The 16,114-nt window shown below is 72.6% G+C and carries 17 protein-coding genes and 2 pseudogenes; 14 read left to right on the forward strand and 5 right to left on the reverse strand.

Going from position 1 to position 16,114, the window contains the following annotated elements:
• The 7 genes and pseudogenes from AMY39116_RS0330365 to AMY39116_RS0330390 form a co-directional block, all read left to right on the forward strand.
• Positions 1 to 554 (forward strand): annotated as a pseudogene (locus AMY39116_RS0330365) (hypothetical protein); the annotation flags it as partial.
• Positions 551 to 1,282 carry an ESX secretion-associated protein EspG gene (locus tag AMY39116_RS0330370; protein WP_020421378.1) on the forward strand — a complete coding sequence of 244 codons (732 nt, stop codon included), beginning with the start codon at positions 551 to 553 and terminating at the stop codon, positions 1,280 to 1,282. The pseudogene AMY39116_RS0330365 and the gene AMY39116_RS0330370, both read left to right, overlap by 4 nt.
• A gap of 67 nt (positions 1,283 to 1,349) precedes the next feature.
• A complete protein-coding gene (locus AMY39116_RS0330375; RefSeq protein ID WP_235716251.1) occupies positions 1,350 to 1,694 on the forward strand; it encodes a hypothetical protein in 345 nt (114 codons plus the stop codon).
• Position 1,695: 1 nt separating this feature from the next.
• Positions 1,696 to 2,238, forward strand: coding sequence for a WXG100 family type VII secretion target (locus AMY39116_RS44860; protein WP_051123629.1), 543 nt, complete (start codon positions 1,696 to 1,698; stop codon positions 2,236 to 2,238).
• Between the two features lie 1,433 nt (positions 2,239 to 3,671).
• A pseudogene (locus AMY39116_RS45735) lies at positions 3,672 to 3,887 on the forward strand (transglycosylase SLT domain-containing protein); the annotation flags it as partial.
• A gap of 557 nt (positions 3,888 to 4,444) precedes the next feature.
• Positions 4,445 to 5,632: a pyridoxal phosphate-dependent aminotransferase gene (locus AMY39116_RS0330385; RefSeq protein ID WP_027936349.1), complete on the forward strand. Its 1,188-nt coding sequence runs from the start codon at positions 4,445 to 4,447 to the stop codon at positions 5,630 to 5,632.
• Positions 5,633 to 5,729: 97 nt separating this feature from the next.
• Positions 5,730 to 5,915, forward strand: coding sequence for a hypothetical protein (locus AMY39116_RS0330390; protein ID WP_017985728.1), 186 nt, complete (start codon positions 5,730 to 5,732; stop codon positions 5,913 to 5,915).
• Here the strand turns inward: AMY39116_RS0330390 and AMY39116_RS0330395 are convergent.
• Together AMY39116_RS0330395 and AMY39116_RS0330400 are read right to left on the reverse strand one after the other, a co-directional pair.
• A complete protein-coding gene (locus AMY39116_RS0330395; protein ID WP_020421381.1) occupies positions 5,912 to 6,490 on the reverse strand; it encodes an HAD family phosphatase in 579 nt (192 codons plus the stop codon). The genes AMY39116_RS0330390 and AMY39116_RS0330395 overlap by 4 nt on opposite strands.
• On the reverse strand, positions 6,487 to 7,500 hold the full coding sequence (locus AMY39116_RS0330400; protein WP_123687169.1) for a low specificity L-threonine aldolase: 1,014 nt from the start codon (positions 7,498 to 7,500) through the stop codon (positions 6,487 to 6,489). Before AMY39116_RS0330400 ends, AMY39116_RS0330395 begins: the two co-directional genes overlap by 4 nt.
• A 126-nt stretch (positions 7,501 to 7,626) precedes the next feature.
• Here AMY39116_RS0330400 and AMY39116_RS0330405 point away from each other — a divergent pair, with 126 nt between their 5' ends.
• The 6 genes from AMY39116_RS0330405 (at position 7,627) to AMY39116_RS0330430 (ending at position 12,670) form a co-directional block, all read left to right on the forward strand.
• A complete protein-coding gene (locus AMY39116_RS0330405) occupies positions 7,627 to 8,136 on the forward strand; it encodes a SigE family RNA polymerase sigma factor (RefSeq protein WP_020421383.1) in 510 nt (169 codons plus the stop codon).
• Complete coding sequence (locus tag AMY39116_RS0330410; protein WP_020421384.1) at positions 8,129 to 8,815, forward strand: hypothetical protein; 687 nt, start codon at positions 8,129 to 8,131, stop codon at positions 8,813 to 8,815. The genes AMY39116_RS0330405 and AMY39116_RS0330410 overlap by 8 nt, the downstream gene beginning before the upstream one ends.
• 18 nt (positions 8,816 to 8,833) lie before the next feature.
• Positions 8,834 to 9,424, forward strand: a complete 591-nt coding sequence (locus AMY39116_RS0330415; RefSeq protein WP_020421385.1) for a TetR/AcrR family transcriptional regulator — start codon at positions 8,834 to 8,836, stop codon at positions 9,422 to 9,424.
• Positions 9,421 to 10,845 carry an adenylosuccinate lyase gene (gene purB / locus AMY39116_RS0330420; RefSeq protein ID WP_020421386.1) on the forward strand — a complete coding sequence of 475 codons (1,425 nt, stop codon included), beginning with the start codon at positions 9,421 to 9,423 and terminating at the stop codon, positions 10,843 to 10,845. Before AMY39116_RS0330415 ends, purB begins: the two co-directional genes overlap by 4 nt.
• 88 nt (positions 10,846 to 10,933) lie before the next feature.
• Entirely contained in the window at positions 10,934 to 11,128 is a 195-nt protein-coding gene (locus AMY39116_RS0330425) for a hypothetical protein (protein WP_020421387.1), read from the forward strand.
• A gap of 576 nt (positions 11,129 to 11,704) precedes the next feature.
• Positions 11,705 to 12,670, forward strand: a complete 966-nt coding sequence (locus tag AMY39116_RS0330430) for a YafY family protein (protein ID WP_020421388.1) — start codon at positions 11,705 to 11,707, stop codon at positions 12,668 to 12,670.
• Here the strand turns inward: AMY39116_RS0330430 and AMY39116_RS0330435 are convergent.
• The gene (locus AMY39116_RS0330435; RefSeq protein WP_020421389.1) at positions 12,661 to 13,578 is read right to left on the reverse strand and encodes an SDR family oxidoreductase; all 918 of its coding nucleotides are present in this window, start codon (positions 13,576 to 13,578) and stop codon (positions 12,661 to 12,663) included. The two genes, AMY39116_RS0330430 and AMY39116_RS0330435, sit on opposite strands and share 10 nt — an antisense overlap.
• A gap of 96 nt (positions 13,579 to 13,674) precedes the next feature.
• Between AMY39116_RS0330435 and AMY39116_RS43890 the strand changes: the two genes are divergently transcribed.
• Positions 13,675 to 14,421, forward strand: a complete 747-nt coding sequence (locus AMY39116_RS43890; protein ID WP_020421390.1) for a DUF2334 domain-containing protein — start codon at positions 13,675 to 13,677, stop codon at positions 14,419 to 14,421.
• Here AMY39116_RS43890 and AMY39116_RS0330445 read toward each other — a convergent pair.
• Together AMY39116_RS0330445 and AMY39116_RS0330450 are read right to left on the reverse strand one after the other, a co-directional pair.
• Entirely contained in the window at positions 14,340 to 14,978 is a 639-nt protein-coding gene (locus tag AMY39116_RS0330445; RefSeq protein ID WP_020421391.1) for an MBL fold metallo-hydrolase, read from the reverse strand. The genes AMY39116_RS43890 and AMY39116_RS0330445 overlap by 82 nt on opposite strands.
• A gap of 21 nt (positions 14,979 to 14,999) precedes the next feature.
• Entirely contained in the window at positions 15,000 to 15,935 is a 936-nt protein-coding gene (locus tag AMY39116_RS0330450) for a DUF5937 family protein (protein ID WP_020421392.1), read from the reverse strand.
• Positions 15,936 to 16,114 lie beyond the last annotated feature (179 nt).

The following is a 16,114-nucleotide window of genomic DNA, read 5'->3' on the forward strand; positions in this document are numbered from 1 at the left end:
CGCCCGGCACCGGGCTCGGCCCGGGTGCCGGGCTCGGCGCAGGCACCGGAAGCGGCGCGGGCGCGGCGGGCGGAAGCGGCGCGGGCGGCGGAAGCGCCTCAACACCTGCCGAAGAAGCGCTCGGCAGGGGCCGTTCCGCGGGCGCGATGCCGCCCTCCACCACCTCCCCCAATGCGGTCGGCCCCGGGTTCGCCGCCGTGCGGACGCCCTCCGGGCTCAGCGGGCTCGCCGAGGCCGCCCCCGCGCTCGGCGCGGCCGGGGCGAGCGGGGCGCTGGCGGGCGAGGGCGAACGGCAGAGCCGCGTCGGGCGGAACACCGCGGGCAACCGCATCCACCAGATCCCCTCCGACGACCTGCCCGAGGAGGAGGAAGCCCGCCTCGCCCGGCGCGGCGGCCACACCCCCGACTCGGCGACCACCCGGTCGATCCTGGAACCCGCCGCACCGCAGGACGGCGAGGAGGACGCCGGGCACGTCCGCCGCTTCGGTGTCGACGACAACGACCTGTTCACCGACCGGCGGGACGTCTCACCGGACACGATCGGCGACCGATGAGCCTCGTCCTGACGACGCTCGAGTTCGACGTCCTGTGGGAGAGCCTGCGGCTGCCCCGCGCCCACCCGGCGCTGCGAGTGCCGAGCCCGGGTCGCACCCACACCGAGCGGCGGCAGCTCGCGGGCCGCGCCTGGGAGATGCTCGCCGACCGCGGGCTCGCGCGCGGGCAGCGGGCCGTCGGCGAGATCGTCGACATGGCGACGTTGCTGGCGAACCCGCAGGTCGCGATCGACGTGTGGGTGTGGACGGACCGGGAGATCCGCGGCCTCGCGGTGTCCAACGGCGGCCAGGCGCTGCTCGCGGTGGTGGACTCGGGCGAGGTGTGGCTGATCCCGGCGCGGCCGAACGCGCTGGCCGAGTCGGCGGTGTCGGTGGCCGGTGAGCAGCCGGCCGGCGTCGGGCACTCGGTGAGCCTGCCGCTCAGCACGCTGCGGGCGGCCGACGCGGACGCGAAGGGCGACCCGAAGTCGTTGGTCACCGCCCTGGAGGACCGGGGCGTCGAGCTGTGGGAGGCGCAGGAGCTGGCCGGGATGCTGGTCGGGATGACCACCCGCGGGCAGTTCGGCGTCGAGCGGGAGGGGCGGCGCGCGGGCCCGGTGGTCGCGTTCTACGACACCGACGCGGGCCGGTACCTGCTGCAGGTGGGCGGGCAGGACTGGGCGACGGTCGCGCCCGCGGACAACCAGCTGCTGGTCAGCCGGGTCGCAGAGCTGCTCGACGAGGCGTGAACCACCGGATGGTGGAACTTGGCGGATTCCGCGTACAGGCTGCGACAACCGTCCTACAGTGAGCGACGTGCCTGAGAGTGATCCGGATTCGCTGGAGCATGTGGCCGGGCAGGTCGAGGCAATCCACGAGCAGTTCAAGAAAGCCAAGGACAAGGTCACGGGCGTGACCGGGGAGAACCCGTTCGGCGCCATCAAGCGCCCGGACGAGCTGGAGCCGGGCGAGCACCCGTCGGACGGCATGGTGGACGCGCTGGGGTCGTTGCGCGACGGCGTGCACAAGCAGTTCGACGCGGCTGCCGAGCTGATGAGGTCGACCGGCAGCGCCCTGCGCGACGCGGCGCGGGCGTTGCGCGAGACCGACGACGCGGCGCGCGACAGCGTGACCGTCAAGGACGGAAGCCTGCAGGTCTGACATGGTCGCCGCACCGGGGATGCCGCCCGAATGGAACGACGTGGTGGCCCGCGCGCAGCAGGTCGAGAAGCTGAACCCGGCGGGGATCCAGGCCGTCGCGGACCAGTTCACGCAGGCGTCGAAGGACTCCGCGGACCACTCGGTGGCGCTGCGGAACGCGACCGCGGCGCTGGGCGGCGGCACGTGGACCGGCCCCGCGGCCGACGCGTTCTTCGCCTACGTCAAGCAGATCGGCGACGCGGGCAAGAAGGTCAACGACCACCTCGACGAGGTCGCGCGGGAGTTGTCCGGTCTGCAGACGTCGCTGGCCGACGTCAAGGGCCGGATCGACACGATCAGGCAGCAGGCCCAGACGGACATCGAGAAGGCCAACAGCGACGCGGTGACGAACGCGAACGCGGCCGAGGCGATGGAGCACGAGGTGCGCGAGGGCAACCGGGCGCCACGATGCCCTCGCCCACGTCGGCCGAAATCATGGCCGCGAACGCGCAGAAGACGAGCGGCATCGCGGCCGGCGCCCGGGACCAGATCCAGGGGTTGTTGAGCAGCGCGAACGAGCAGATCAACCGGGTGATGGGCCTGGTGCGCAAGGAGGTCCAGGGCGGGTACGCGTCGGTGCCCCCGCTGGGCGACAAGCCGAAGACGATGAAGAGCACGGGCGGACTGCGTTCCGGCTCCGGCGGCGGTGGCGGCGCGGGTGGCGGTGGTGGCGGCGGGCTGGGCCCGAGCGGCGGCCCGCCGAGCAGCCAGCCCCCTGGCAACGTGCGGCAGTGGATCGAAGAGGCGATCCGCATCCTGCAGGCCGCCGGAGTGCCGGTCACGGAAGCGGACATCGACAAGATCTGGACGATCATCGAAAAGGAGTCGAGCGGCAATCCCAACGCGATAAACCTTTGGGACTGCGTACCGCTGGACACGATGATCCTGACCCGGCGCGGCTGGCTGAAGCACGACGAGGTCCGGACCGGTGACGAGACGATCGGGTACGACCCGGAGACGGGCCGCAGCCGGTGGACGCGCATCACGCGCGTGGTGCACCACGCGGACGCTCAGCTGGTCCGGCTGCACAACTCGCGCTGGTCCGCCCGCACGACGCCCAACCACCGCTGGCTGAGCTTCCCCCGGGTGCACGTGACGCGACCGGACCTGCCGGTGCGTTGCCCGGAGTGCGGCTGGGAGCCGCGCGGCCGGGTGCAACCGGCGAACGGGGTCGCGGTGCACCGCCGGAAGGTGCACGACATCGCGACGGGCGCCCAGCGGAACGTGCACACCACCGACGGCCGGTTCGTCACGAGCGGCGAACTCACCAGCCGCGACCGGCTGCTGCTCGCCGCACCGGCCGACACCCCGTCCTGCCTGGACGTCACCGAACGCGAGGCCGCCATCCTGGGCTGGATCGCCGGGGACGGGCACGTGGAGACCCGCCTGCACCGGCCCAGCATGTCGATCGCCCAGTCGAAGCCGCCGATGGTGGCCAAGCTGCGTGAGCTGCTGGCCGGGGTGCCGCACGCCGTGTACGTCGACGACCGGGGTGGTTGCGGGCCGCGCCACCAGTTCCGGCTCGACCCCGGCTACGCCCGCGACCTGCTCGCGCGGGCGGGCCACCCGAAGTCGGACGCGGTCCGGCAGGTGCTGGCGATGTCGGCGGAGCAGCGCATTGCGTGGCTCGACGCTCTCGTCGACGCCGAAGGCACGGTGACGGCCGGCCGCGTGGTGGTGTACCAGGCACCCGGCACGGTGCTGGAAGCCGCGACGCTCGCCGCCTACCTGTCGGGGAAGCGGCCCCGCGTCCTGCACTCCCGGCGGGCGGCGAAACCGGAGACGTGGCAGGCCGAAGCGTCGCTGCACCTCAACACCCCGATCATCACCGGCGCGTTCCTGAAGACCGAGGACGCCGGCCGCGGTGACGTGTGGTGCGTGACGACGGACCTCGGCACGTGGACAGCGCGCGAGTGCGACCACATCTTCCTCACGGGCAACTCGAACGCCGCGGCGGGGCACCCGTCCAAGGGGTTGATGCAGTGCATCGACTCGACGTTCAACGCGCACAAACTGCCCGGCCACGACGACATCTACAACCCGGTCGACAACATCATCGCCGGAGTGCGGTACACGTTCAGCCGGTACGGCGGCTTTGATGGGCATCCGGGCCTGAAGGCAATGGCCGCAGGTGGCGGCTACCAGGGCTACTAGCCCGCGAACAAAACCCGTGCTGGGTGGTCATCCCGTCGCCTGACACCGGCGCGATCACCTTGAGCCAGGGCCGCAACCTGCGTGCTTTCCGGCGGCCGAACATGCCAACCTTGCGGCCCTGGCTCAAGGTGATATGCACAAAACGGAAGGCGACGGGATGACCACCCAGCCACCCACTCACGGTGAGCCGAGGCACCCAACCCCTGGTCATCCCGGAGCCTGCCCGTCCGGCGAGGACTCTTTTGATCTTTAGAGCCGCGCTGTCGCGCGGAAACAGCGCCTCACGGCGCCGGAAGGTCACCTTCCGACCACCCCCGCCCGCGATGCCTGATTGTGTTTCAGTCGCCGAGCAGCCGTGTCAAGGCGGGAAAGCGTGCCTTGACACGGCTGGTCGGCGACCAAAGATCGGCTGTGGATCGGGGGCGGGGGAGGTCTGGTTGGGGTAGTCGGCTGCTTTGCGTTGCCGACTGGCGGTTGGTCGGTGCTGTTGCCGGGGGCGGTTGGCGCGCGGTAGGCCGCTGCGACGTGCGCCGCTACGGTCGACTTACCCTGAAACCATGGTCGCCTCAGCCTCGTTCCCCGGTCCGGCCAAGCGGGCGGACGTCGCGCCCTTTCACGTCATGGAGGTGCTCTCCGCGGCCGCCGCCCGGCAGCGGACCCATGGGGACGTCGTCAGCCTCGCCGCGGGGCAGCCCAGCGCGGGCGCGCCCAAGCCGGTCCTGGAGGCGGCCGCGCGCGCCCTACGGGACCAGAACCTCGGGTACACCGTCCAGCTCGGCATCCCCGAGCTGCGCGAAGCCATCGCCGGGCACTACGACCGCCGCTACGGGATGACCGTCAGCCCGGAGGACGTCATCGTCACCACCGGGTCCTCGGGCGGCTTCATGTTGTCGTTCCTGTCCGCCTTCGACGCCGGCGCCCGCGTTGCCATGGCCCGGCCCGGCTACCCGGCCTACCGCAACCTGCTGTCCGCCCTCGGCTGCGAGGTCGTCGAGTTCGCCACCGACGAGAGCACCCGCTTCCAGCCGACCGTCGACCTGCTCGACGAGCTCTGCCCGCTCGACGGGCTCATCGTGGCCAGCCCGACCAACCCGGCCGGGACCGCGCTGCCGCCGGGCGAGCTGGCCGCCATCGCGGGCTGGTGTTCGTCCCGCGGGGTGCAGCTGATCAGCGACGAGATCTACCACGGCATCTCCTACGGCACCGAACTCGGCTGCGCCTGGCAGTCCACCACCGAATCGATCGTCCTCGGCTCGTTCTCCAAGTACTTCGCCATGACCGGATGGCGGCTGGGCTGGATGCTCGCCCCGAAGCGCCTGCACCGCGCGGTCGACGTGCTCACCGGCAACCTCAACATCTGCGCACCGGCGCTCGCCCAGCACGCGGCCGTCGCCGCGTTCGAGCCCGACTCCTACGCCGAGCTGGACGGGCACGTCGCGCACTACCGGCGCAACCGCGACCTGCTGCTGGACGGCCTCGCGGGCATCGGGCTGACCCGCGTCGCCCCGGTCGACGGCGCGTTCTACGCCTACGTCGACGTCTCCGAGCACACCACCGACAGCCTGAGCTGGTGCCAGCGGCTGCTCGCCGACACCGGCGTCGCGATCACGCCGGGCATCGACTTCGACCCCGTGGACGGCGGGAAGTTCGTCCGGTTCTCGTTCGCCGGCTCCGAGTCCGACGTCACCGAGGGGGTCGCGCGCCTTGGCCGCTGGCTCTCCGGGGGAACCCCCAGTTTTCCCTGAACGTTGACCAGAACGCGGGCGTCCCGGCACGAAACCGTGCCAGGCTGCCTGTAGCGGGCCGAACGAGCCCGCGGTGGCACAACCGGAGGGGAATGCCATGTTCTGGAAGATCGTCGGCGCGCTGCTCGTCGCCTGGCTCGCGTTCATGGTGATCGGCTCGGTGATCGGGTTCGTCTTCAAGGCGATCCTGTGGATCGCCGTGATCGGCGGCGTCGGCTTCCTCGGTGCCGCGGCCTACAACGCGATCAAGAACAACAAGGAGCGCAAGCAGATCCGCCCCTAGAGCAGAGCGCGCGCCGCGTCGGCCCCGTCCCACACGTGCGCGCGCAGGCCTGCCGCCCGCGCTCCATCCACATTGGACTGGCGGTCGTCGAAGAAGACGCAGTCGCCCGCCCGCACGCCAAGGCGGGCGACGAGCAGTTCGAAGATCTCCGCGTCCGGCTTGGCCACACCGACGTCGCCGGAGAACACCCGGACGCGGAAGTGCCGCATCCAGTCCTGCCGCTCGGCGAACCGGGCGAACGAGGACGGCGCGTTGGACAGCAGCGCCAGCGGCACCCCGGCCTCGCTCAGCCCGGCCAGCAGCTCCAGCGACGACTCCCGCACGTCCGACCAGCCGCGGATGTCGATCTCGGTCAGCCGGTCCGATGTGGACTCGTCGACGGGCACGCCGAGCGCCTCGCCGACCCCGCCCCAGTACTCCAGGTCGGAGCTGCCGCGGTCGTAGGCGTCCCGCAGCCGCCAGTAGTGCGGCTCGAACTCCGCCGGCGGCACCCCGAGCGTCGCCGCGAGGTCCGGCAGCGCGGTCGTCCGGCCGCAGATCACCTCGCCGTAGTCGAACACCACCCAGCCGGTCACGGGTGACCACCGGCCTTGATGCGGCGCAGCGCCTCGTCCACGTCGGCCGGGGAGACGTCCCGGTGCAGCACGAACCGCACCTTGCCCGCCATCGGCAGCGCCAGCACACCCTGGGCCTGCAGCGACTCCAGCGTCACCGCGATGTCGGCGACCGGCGCGAGCACGATGTTGGTCTCCGGGGTGTCGGCCTGCCAGCCCAGCTCACGCAGCCCGTCGGCCAGCCGCCGGGCCTTCTCGTGCTCCGCGGCGAGGTCCGGGACCCGGTCCAGCGCGACCAGGCAGGCCGCGGCGAGCACGCCGATCTGCCGCATGCCGCCGCCGAGCATCTGCCGCATCCGGCGCGCCCGCTCGACGAACTCCCGGCTGCCCGCGACGACCGACCCGGCCGGCGCGCCCAGCCCCTTGCTGAAGCACGCGGACACGCTGTCCACGCCCACGGTCAGCGCGGCGGGCGGCAGGCCGAGCGCGACGGCCGCGTGCCAGACGCGGGCGCCGTCGAGGTGGACCTGCAGCCCGGCCTGCCGCGCGGTGGACAGCAGCTGGGCGTGCTCGTGCGGCGGGATGACCGCGCCACCCGCCGCGTTGTGGGTGTTCTCCAGGCACAGCAGGGTGGTGCGCAGCGCGTAGTACGGCCCGCTGCGGGTGCCGATGGCCGCCGCGACCGTCTCCGGCTTGGGACGGCCGGGGCCGCCGTCGTGCGGCAGCGCTTCGGGCATGCCGCCGGCGAGCCAGGCCGCGGAGCCCAGCTCGTTGTTCAGGACGTGCGCGTTGTTCGGGGCGAGGAACCGGTCGCCGCGCTTGAGGTGGACGGACAGGGCGATGAGGTTGGCCATCGTGCCGCTGGGCGTCCACAGCGCCGCCGGCATGCCGAGGACCGCGGCCGCGCGCTCCTCGAGCTCGCGGACCGTGGGGTCGACGTCGATGACGTTGTCGCCGACCTCAGCGGACGCCATCGCTCTGCGCATCTGCTCATCCGGACGGGTGACGGTGTCAGAGCGGAAGTCGATCAACTGGGTGGCTGCTGAGGTCACAGTCAGATCACATCACACCGTTCAGATGATCTTCAAGAAGGTGCAACCCACCGTCGGCGCAGTTCCGTCTTTACGCCGAGACGTCGGAGCGGAGAGCCTTAGCGCGTGGACGAGGGTGACGAGCGGGACTTCGCGGAGTACTTCGCGGCCAAACGCGACTCCGTGCGCCGGACCGCGTACCTGCTCTGCGGCGACTGGCACCGCGCGGACGATCTCGCGCAGACGGCGTTCGTGGCGCTGCACCGGAAGTGGAACCGCATCCGGGATCGCGCCGCGACCGACGCCTACGTGCGGAAGACGCTGGTCCGGGCGTCGATCGACGAGTCGAGACGGCCCTGGCGGAGGGAGCGGCACGTGGAGCAGCTGCCCGAGCCCGAGCCCGCGGGCACCCGGCTGGACGACCAGGTCGCCACGCGCGCGGACCTGCTCGCCGGGCTGCGCGCGGTGCCGCCGAAGCAGCGGGCCGTGCTGGTCCTGCGGTACTTCGAGGGGCTGGACGTGGCCGGCGTGGCGAAGGTCCTCGGCTGCAGCGAGGGGAACGTGAAGAGCCAGACCGCGCGGGGACTGGCGAACCTGCGCGACGCGCTGGGCGAGGAGGTGGAAGCCGGTGGATGAGCACGAGCTGACGGAGTTGTTCCGGTCCGCGCCCGGTGAGCCGCCTCCGGCCGGGTTCGACGTGCGGGACGTGCGGACGGCCTCGGCGCGGGTCACGGCGCGGCGGCGCACGACGCTCGCCGTGGCGTCACTCTGCGTGGTCTTCGCCCTGTTCGGCGCCGGAATCGCCGGATTCGTCCAGTCCCGGACCACCCAATCGACTCAAGTCCAGGGGCAGGAGCAACCGGCGAACGCGCCGGAGCGTCTCCCGTCCGCCGTGCCCCAGCTTTCCGGTCCCTCCGCCATGCAGGGAGGAGAGGGCGCCGGGGAGAACGGCCCGCGGGCCGACAGCACCTCCGGGTGCGACAAGGTGGACCGGGAGCTCGCCACCGCCCTCGCTGGCGAGCTCCCGGCCACCGGGATCACCGGGCCGGACGCGGGCGACGTGTGCACGCCGGGTTCCCGCTCGGCGAGGTACGGCGTCGCCGAGAACGGCCGCACCGGTTCGGTGTCGGTGACCGTGCTGCCGCCGGGCGCCAGCGTCCAGCTCGCGAAGCTCGCCGACGGCGCCGTCGTCGACCAGCGGCTGACCGCGGGCGGCGGGACGGTGATCGTGCTGAGCGTGCCTGCCCCGGGCAGCGCGGCGCCGCTGGCGGACGACGTCCCGAAGATCGCCACCGCGCTCGCGCAGAGGTTCTAGCTGGTTAGATGGGCGGCCATGACGTCCGGAGCGAGCACGCCGAAGGGTGAGCGCAGGCGGGCGGCCCTCGTCGAGGCCGCGGCCGAGCTGCTGGTCGAAGGCGGTTTCGACGCGATCCGGCACCGTGCGGTCGCCGAGCGGGCCGGGCTGCCGCTGGCCTCGACGACGTACTACTTCGACTCGCTCGACGATCTCATCAGCGCCGCCGCCGAGCACCACGGCCGCGCCGAGCTGGCGAAGGGACACGCGCAGCTGGACAAGCTGCCGACCGAGCACCGCCGCATCGACAGCGTCGTGGAACTGGTGCTGGACCAGCTGCTCGGCGAGGACCCCGGCTACGAGGCAGTGCTGCTGCGGTACGAGCGGCTGGTGGCGACCGGGCGGCGGCCCTACCTGCGGCCGTTGATGCGGGCGCTCGGCGCGGAGCTGCGGGAGCTGCTGACGGAGATCTTCGCCCGGTCCGGGCTGGTGATCGAGCGGGACCGGCTGGAGGAGCTGATCGCGCTCGTCGACGGCGCCGTGGTCAACGCCTTGATCGAGGTGGACCCGGATCCGCGGGCGGTGGCGCGGGCGAGGCTCGCTCGCGCGCTATCTAAGCTTGGGTCGTGACGAAACCGCAGATCCCGAACGTCCTCGCCGGTCGATACGCCTCTCCCGAGCTGGTCTCGCTGTGGTCGCCGGAGAACAAGGTGAAGCTCGAGCGCGAGCTGTGGATCGCGGTGCTGCGCGCCCAGCGCGACCTGGGCGTCGAGGTGCCGGACGGGGTCGTCGAGGACTACGAGCGGGTGCTGGACCAGGTCGACCTTGGCAGCATCGCGGAGCGGGAGCGCGTCACCCGGCACGACGTGAAGGCGCGGATCGAGGAGTTCAACGCGCTGGCCGGGCACGAGCACGTGCACAAGGGCATGACGTCGCGGGACCTGACGGAGAACGTCGAGCAGCTGCAGGTCCGGCGGTCGCTGGAGCTGATGCGCTCGCGGGTGGCCGCGGTGCTGGCCCGGCTGGCGGCGCTGGCGGCCGAGCACGCGGAGCTGGTGATGGCCGGCCGGTCGCACAACGTGGCCGCGCAGGCGACGACGCTGGGCAAGCGCTTCGCGACGGCGGCGGACGAGCTGCTGGTGGCGTTCGACCGGCTGGACGACCTGATCGGGCGGTACCCGCTGCGGGGGATCAAGGGCCCGGTGGGGACGGCGCAGGACATGCTGGACCTGCTGGGTTCGGCGGAGACGCTGGCCGAGCTGGAGAACCGGATCGCCGCGCACCTGGGGTTCGCGCGGACGTTCACCAGCGTGGGGCAGGTGTACCCGCGGTCGCTGGACTTCGACGTGCTGTCCGCGCTGGTGCAGCTGGCCGCGGCGCCGTCGAGCCTGGCGAAGACGATCCGGTTGATGGCCGGGCACGAGCTGGTGACCGAGGGGTTCAAGCCGGGGCAGGTCGGCTCGTCGGCGATGCCGCACAAGATGAACACGCGGTCGTGCGAGCGGGTCAACGGGCTGGCGGTCGTGCTGCGCGGCTACCTGTCGATGATCGGCGAGCTGGCGGGCGACCAGTGGAACGAGGGGGACGTGTCGGATTCGGTGGTGCGCCGGGTCGCGCTGCCGGACGCGTTCTTCGCGCTGGACGGGCTGCTGGAGACGTTCCTCACGGTGCTCGACGAGTTCGGCGCGTTCCCGGCCGTGGTGGCCCGCGAGCTGGAGCGGTACCTCCCGTTCCTGGCGACGACGAAGGTGCTGATGGCGTCGGTGCGGGCCGGGGTGGGCCGGGAGACCGCGCACGAGGCGATCAAGGAGCACGCGGTCGGGGTGGCGCTGGCGATGCGCGAGAAGGGCGCCGACAACGACCTGCTGGACCGGCTCGCCGCCGATTCGCGGCTGCCGCTGGACCGCGCCGGGCTGGAGCAGTTGCTCGCCGACCGGATCTCGTTCACCGGCGTGGCGCCCGCGCAGGTGGCCGCCGTGGTGGCGCGGGTGGAGGACGTGCTGGCGCGGTTCCCGGAGGCCGCGAAGTACGTGCCGCAGCCGATCCTCTGACCGCCGGGAAGCTGGGCGGTGGCTCGCGGGGCCGCGCGGTTGCCCGCGAAGCGGGCGGCGCGTCGCGCCGGCTCGCGGGCGGTGGTTGGTGACGCCGCGCGGGCGCTGGTTGGTGGCGTTGGGCGGGCGCTGGAAGGTGACGCTGGACGGGCGCCGGTTGGTGGCGTTGGGCGGGCGCTGGAAGGTGACGCTGGACGGGCGCCGGTTGGTGGCGTTGGGCGGGCGCTGGAAGGTGACGCTGGACGGGCGCCGGTTGGTGACGCTGCGCGGCGCCGGTTGGTGACGCTGCGCGGCGCCGGTTGGTGACGCTGCGCGGCGCCGGTTGGTGACGCTGCGCGGCGCCGGTTGGTGACGCTGCGCGGGCGCCGGTTGGTGACGCTGGGCGGGCGCTGGAAGGTGGCGCTGGTTGGCGGTGACGCGGCCTCGCCCCGTTGGGCGAGCGGTTGCGGTGACGTTGCTGCTCGATGAAGGACCGTTCGTGTCGATGAAAGGCCCGTTCGTGCCTGCGCGGGCGGGCATCTCTCGCGGCGGTGGCGGTCGGTCGGATGGAATGGGATGGCGTGAACGGTCCATTCATCCTCGCGCGAGAGGCACCTGTCGTCGCTGCGCGAGAGGGCCAACGACGCCGGCCTCGATGAACGGCCCGTTCACATCGGCGCGAATGGGCACCTCACACGGTGCCGAGGTGCACTCGCGACTCCACGACATGCCCCTTCGCGCACTCGCGAGATGCCCACTCACGCGCCGATGAACGGTCCGTTCAACGACGCACCCACCCAAGCACCCCCCAGCCCACTCAGGTGCCGCCCGCCGCCGCCACGTCCCACCCCGATCCGGCATCTCCGGCATCATCGAGGGCATGCGCGCGGAACGTCTGGTGGCCCTGCTCTTCACCCTGCAGAGCAGGCGCAGCGCGACCGTCCCCGAGCTGGCCGACGCACTCGGCGTTTCGGAGCGCACCATGCACCGCGACATCGCCGCCCTGCAGGCCGCCGGGGTTCCACTGTGGACGGAGACCGGGCGGTACGGCGGCGTGCGGCTCGTGGAGGGGTGGCGCACCCGGCTGGACGGGCTCACCTCCCGCGAAGCCGTCGCCATCTTCGCGATGGGCGTGCCCCGCGCGCTGGCCGAGCTGGGTCTCGGCACCGCCGTCTCCGCCGCCCACGCCAAGGTCAGCGCCACCCTCCCCGCCCCGCTGCGTGAGCAGGCCCAGCATCTCGCCCAGCGGTTCCACCTCGACGCGCCCGGCTGGTTCAAGTCCGAAGAGGACGCCGAGCACCTCGCGACGATCGCCCAGTCCGTCTGGGAGCAGCGCCGCGCCGCGATCACCTACCGGCGCGGCGACCACACCGTCGAACGCCTCCTCGAACCGCTTGGCCTCGTCCTCAAGGCCGGCGTCTGGTACCTCGTCGCCCGCATCGAGCACAGCATCCGCACCTACCGCGTCAGCAAGGTCACCGCCGTCGAGCTCACCGACGAGCGCTTCGAGCGGCCCGCGGACTTCGACCTCGCCGGCTGGTGGCAGCGCTCCTCCACCCAGTTCGAGCGCTCCCTGCAACGCCACCCCGTCCGGCTGCGCCTGTCCCGCTGGGGCGTGCAACAACTCCCGCGGGTCCTCGACCCCGACCTGGCCATCGCCGCCCTCGACGCGGCCGGACCACCCGACCCCGAAGGCTGGGTCGAGGTCACCGTCGACCTGGAAGAACCGGCCATCGCGGCGAGCATGCTGCTCGGCCTGGGCCCCGACGTCGAGGTCGTCGAGCCACCCGCCGTGCGCGCCGCGTTCGCCGACGCCGCACGGCGGATGGCCGACCGTCACCGGTAGCCGGTCGGGTCCGCGGGCTTGCCCGCGTCCTGGACCTCCACGACGTACCGCCAGCCGTCCGGCCTGCTGCCGTCCACGTCGTCGAACTCGTAGATCTTCGCCAGCTGCCCGCTGTTCAGCGTCTGCCCGTGGAACCGGTGCCGCTCGGGGTCCGCCGCCAGCGACGCGACCGCCCTGCCCACGAACACCGGCGACTCGGAAATGCAGAAGTGCGGCTCCTTCGCGAGCGCGTCCCGCCAGTTCTCCTCAGTCACGCCGTAGTGCTCCAGCATCGCCTCCGACCGCAGCCAGCCCGGCGTCATCGCCACCGCCGTCGCGCCGTGCGGGGCCAGGTCGTGCGCTTCCGCCTTGACGATGCTGTGCGACGCCGCCTTCGCCACGTAGAACCCGATCGACGTGCCCTCCCGGAACCGCGAGTTGTACTCCTCAGTCCCGTCGGTCATCTCCACCACCAGCCCGCCCTGGTTGCGGATCACCAGCGGCAGCAGGAAGTGGCTGGTGATGATGTGCGCGTCGATGCCCAGCCGGATCGACCGCAGCGCGTGCTCCAGCGGCAGGTCCCACACCGCCTGGCCCCACCCGATGTACTCGTCGCCGCCCCAGATGCCGTCGACCAGGATGTCCAGCCGCCCCTGCTCGCGGTCGACCCGCTCGGCCAGCGCCCGCACCTGCTCCGGGTCGAGGTGGTCGACGCGGATCGCCGCGCCCTTGCCGCCCGCGTCGGTGATCCGCTCCAGGGTGCCCTCGATCGTCTCCGGCCTGCCCACCTCGGAGCGGTGCTCACCGGAGGTCCGCCCGGTGACGTACACGAACGCGCCCCGGCGCCCCAGCTCGATCGCGATCGCCCGGCTCGCCCCGCGCGTGCCACCGGCGACGAGGGCGACCTTCCCACTCAGTTCGTTGCTCATACGTCCACCGTGTCGGTGAACCCTGTCAGATCCCGTCATGGTTGCCGTCACCCGCGGGTAAGGGGTTCGTCATGACGATCTGGTGCGGTGGGTGACATGGACGCCCGTCTGCTGGTCTCGCTGTCCGGCATCGGTCCGCGGACGCTGCACCGCTGCGCCGAACTCGCGGCCGAGCTGGACCGCCGAAACGTCCCCCTGTCCCTCCTCTTCGCGCCGCGCACCGAGGGGTCGCAGGCCGTCACCGCCTGGGTCCGCGAGCGCACCAGCCGCGGCGACGGTCTCCTGCTGCACGGCTACGACCACCGCATCCCGCCCAGCCACCGGGCGGTCAGCCTGCACCGCAAGGCCGAGTTCGCCGGCCTGCCCGCGCACGAGGCCCGGCTGCGGATGATCGCCGCGAAGGCCGCGCTGGAGAAGCTCGGCCTCGGCGCGGACGGGTTCGCGCCGCCGCGGTGGCTCGCCTCGCCCGGCACGCTCGCCGCGGCGGGCGAGCACTTCGCGCTGTGCGCCGACCTCGCCGCCGTGCACGACCTGCGCACCCGCACCGTGCACCGCTCGCGGGTCCAGTCGTTCGCGGCGCACAACCACCGCACCGAGACCGTGCGCGCGTTCGCGCTCGTGCTCGCCTCGGCGCGGGCCGCACGACGTGGTGGTCTCGTGCGCCTGGGGATCGACGCGGCCGACCTCGCCCGGCCCGGTCTCCGGCACGCCTTCCTCGACGCGGTCGACGTCGCGCTGGAGAACCGGGCCTTCGGCACGACCTACGGGAGCTTGACGTCCTCGCCGCGCGTCGGTGCGCGCACCTCGGTGCCCTCCGGGGCGAGGTTGGTGAACAAGCCGTAGTGCATCGCCGGGTTCGCGAGCACCGCCTCGTGGATCGGCACGGCGACGCGCGGCGCGACCGCCCGCAGGTAGTCGACGGCCTCGCCGGCCTTGAGCCACGGCGCGCCGGTCGGCAGGCCGAGCACGTCGATCTTCTGCTCGGGCACGAAGAACGAGTCGCCGGGGTGGTAGAAGGCGCCGTGGTCGACGATGTAGCCGACGTTCGGGATGACCGGGATGTCGGAGTGGATCACGGCGTGCTGCCCGCCGACCACGTTCACCGCGGCGCCGCCCGCCTCGAAGGCGTCGCCCGGGTTGACGACCTGGAACTCCAGGCCCAGCTTCTGCACGGTCTCCGCCGAGCCCGGGTCGACGACCAGCTTCGCGTCCGGGTTGGCTTCGAGCAGCACCGGCAGCCGTTCGCTGTCGATGTGGTCGAAGTGCTGGTGGGTGATCAGGACCGCGTCCAGCTCGCGCTCGCCCTCGAAGCCCTCCGAGAACGCGCCGGGGTCGAGCAGGATCCGCGCGTTTTCCGTCTCCAGCAGGACACAGGCGTGTCCGAAATGGACGATTCGCATCAGGTGCTCCTCCGCGTGGGTTCAGGACCAGCCTAGGCCCGCCAGAATGGCGTCGCCAAGATCGCTTCGGCGGTACCGGACCTCGTGTCCGGATCGCGCCGACGTGAGGATCCCCACGTCTCGCAGCGCGGTGACGTGCGCGGACACGGTGCTCGGCGCGAGGCCCAGCCGGCCGGCGAGCGCCGACGTGGACAGCGGTTCACCGAGGGCGATCAGGACGGCGGCCTTGGTGCGGCCGAACACCGCGGCGAGGCGGGCGTCGTGGTCCGGACGGCCGCCCCACAGCCCGGCGACGCCGCGGGCTGGGTAGAGCAGCGCGGGCTGCCAGGGCGGGACGGTGACCACGCCGACGCCGGGCCAGGCGAAGACGGCGGGCAGCAGGAGCAGCCCGCGCCGGCCGAGGCGGACCCGTTCCCGGGACCGGGATTCGACCAGGACCGTGCCGTCGACGAGCCGGACGCGCCGGTGCAGGTCCGCGAAGACGAGCGGCAGACCGCCGTCGGCGAGCCGGCGGGAGCGGTGGGCGATGTCGGCGGCGAGGACGTCCCGCATCCGCGGCCAGTGCGGCGCGACCAGCTCGGACCAGACGAGCGCCATCTGGTCGGCGAGCAGATCGCGCGCCTTCGCCGGGTTTGGGGGCAGGCCGCTGAGGTCGGCGTCGACCATGGCCAGCTCGGCGGCGACCTGCCGCGGCGGCGTGCGGCGGATGCGGTCCAGCTGCGCCTCGGCCGTGGTGTGCGGGCCGTCGGGTGGCGGGCTGAGGAAGTCGGTGATGTAGCGGCGGCCGGACAGGACGCTGCGCAGCTCGGCGATCGGCAGGTCGGCGCCGGTCAGCCACGGCGGGTGCACGGGGTGCGCGCGGAGGCCGAGCCCGACCTGGACCGCGCCGAGCGCCTCCTCCAGCGGGGAGATGCCGAAGCGGACCGGGCTCGCGGCGGTGAGGACCAACTCGATCATGGCGGGCCGACTTTCGGGGATTTCCGAATCAGTATGGGCGCGGGAGGGGCGGCGGAACAGTCGAAAGGGTGCGAATCGAGGCGGACGGGTGGGGTGGCGGCGGGCGCCTCCCGGGTGCTGGCGACGACGCACTTCGTCGAGGTGGGCAGCGAGCCGGGTTGGTCGTCGCGCCGATGCCG

The sequence above is a fragment of the Amycolatopsis sp. ATCC 39116 genome, assembly GCF_000231075.2.
Classification (GTDB): domain Bacteria; phylum Actinomycetota; class Actinomycetes; order Mycobacteriales; family Pseudonocardiaceae; genus Amycolatopsis_E; species Amycolatopsis_E tucumanensis.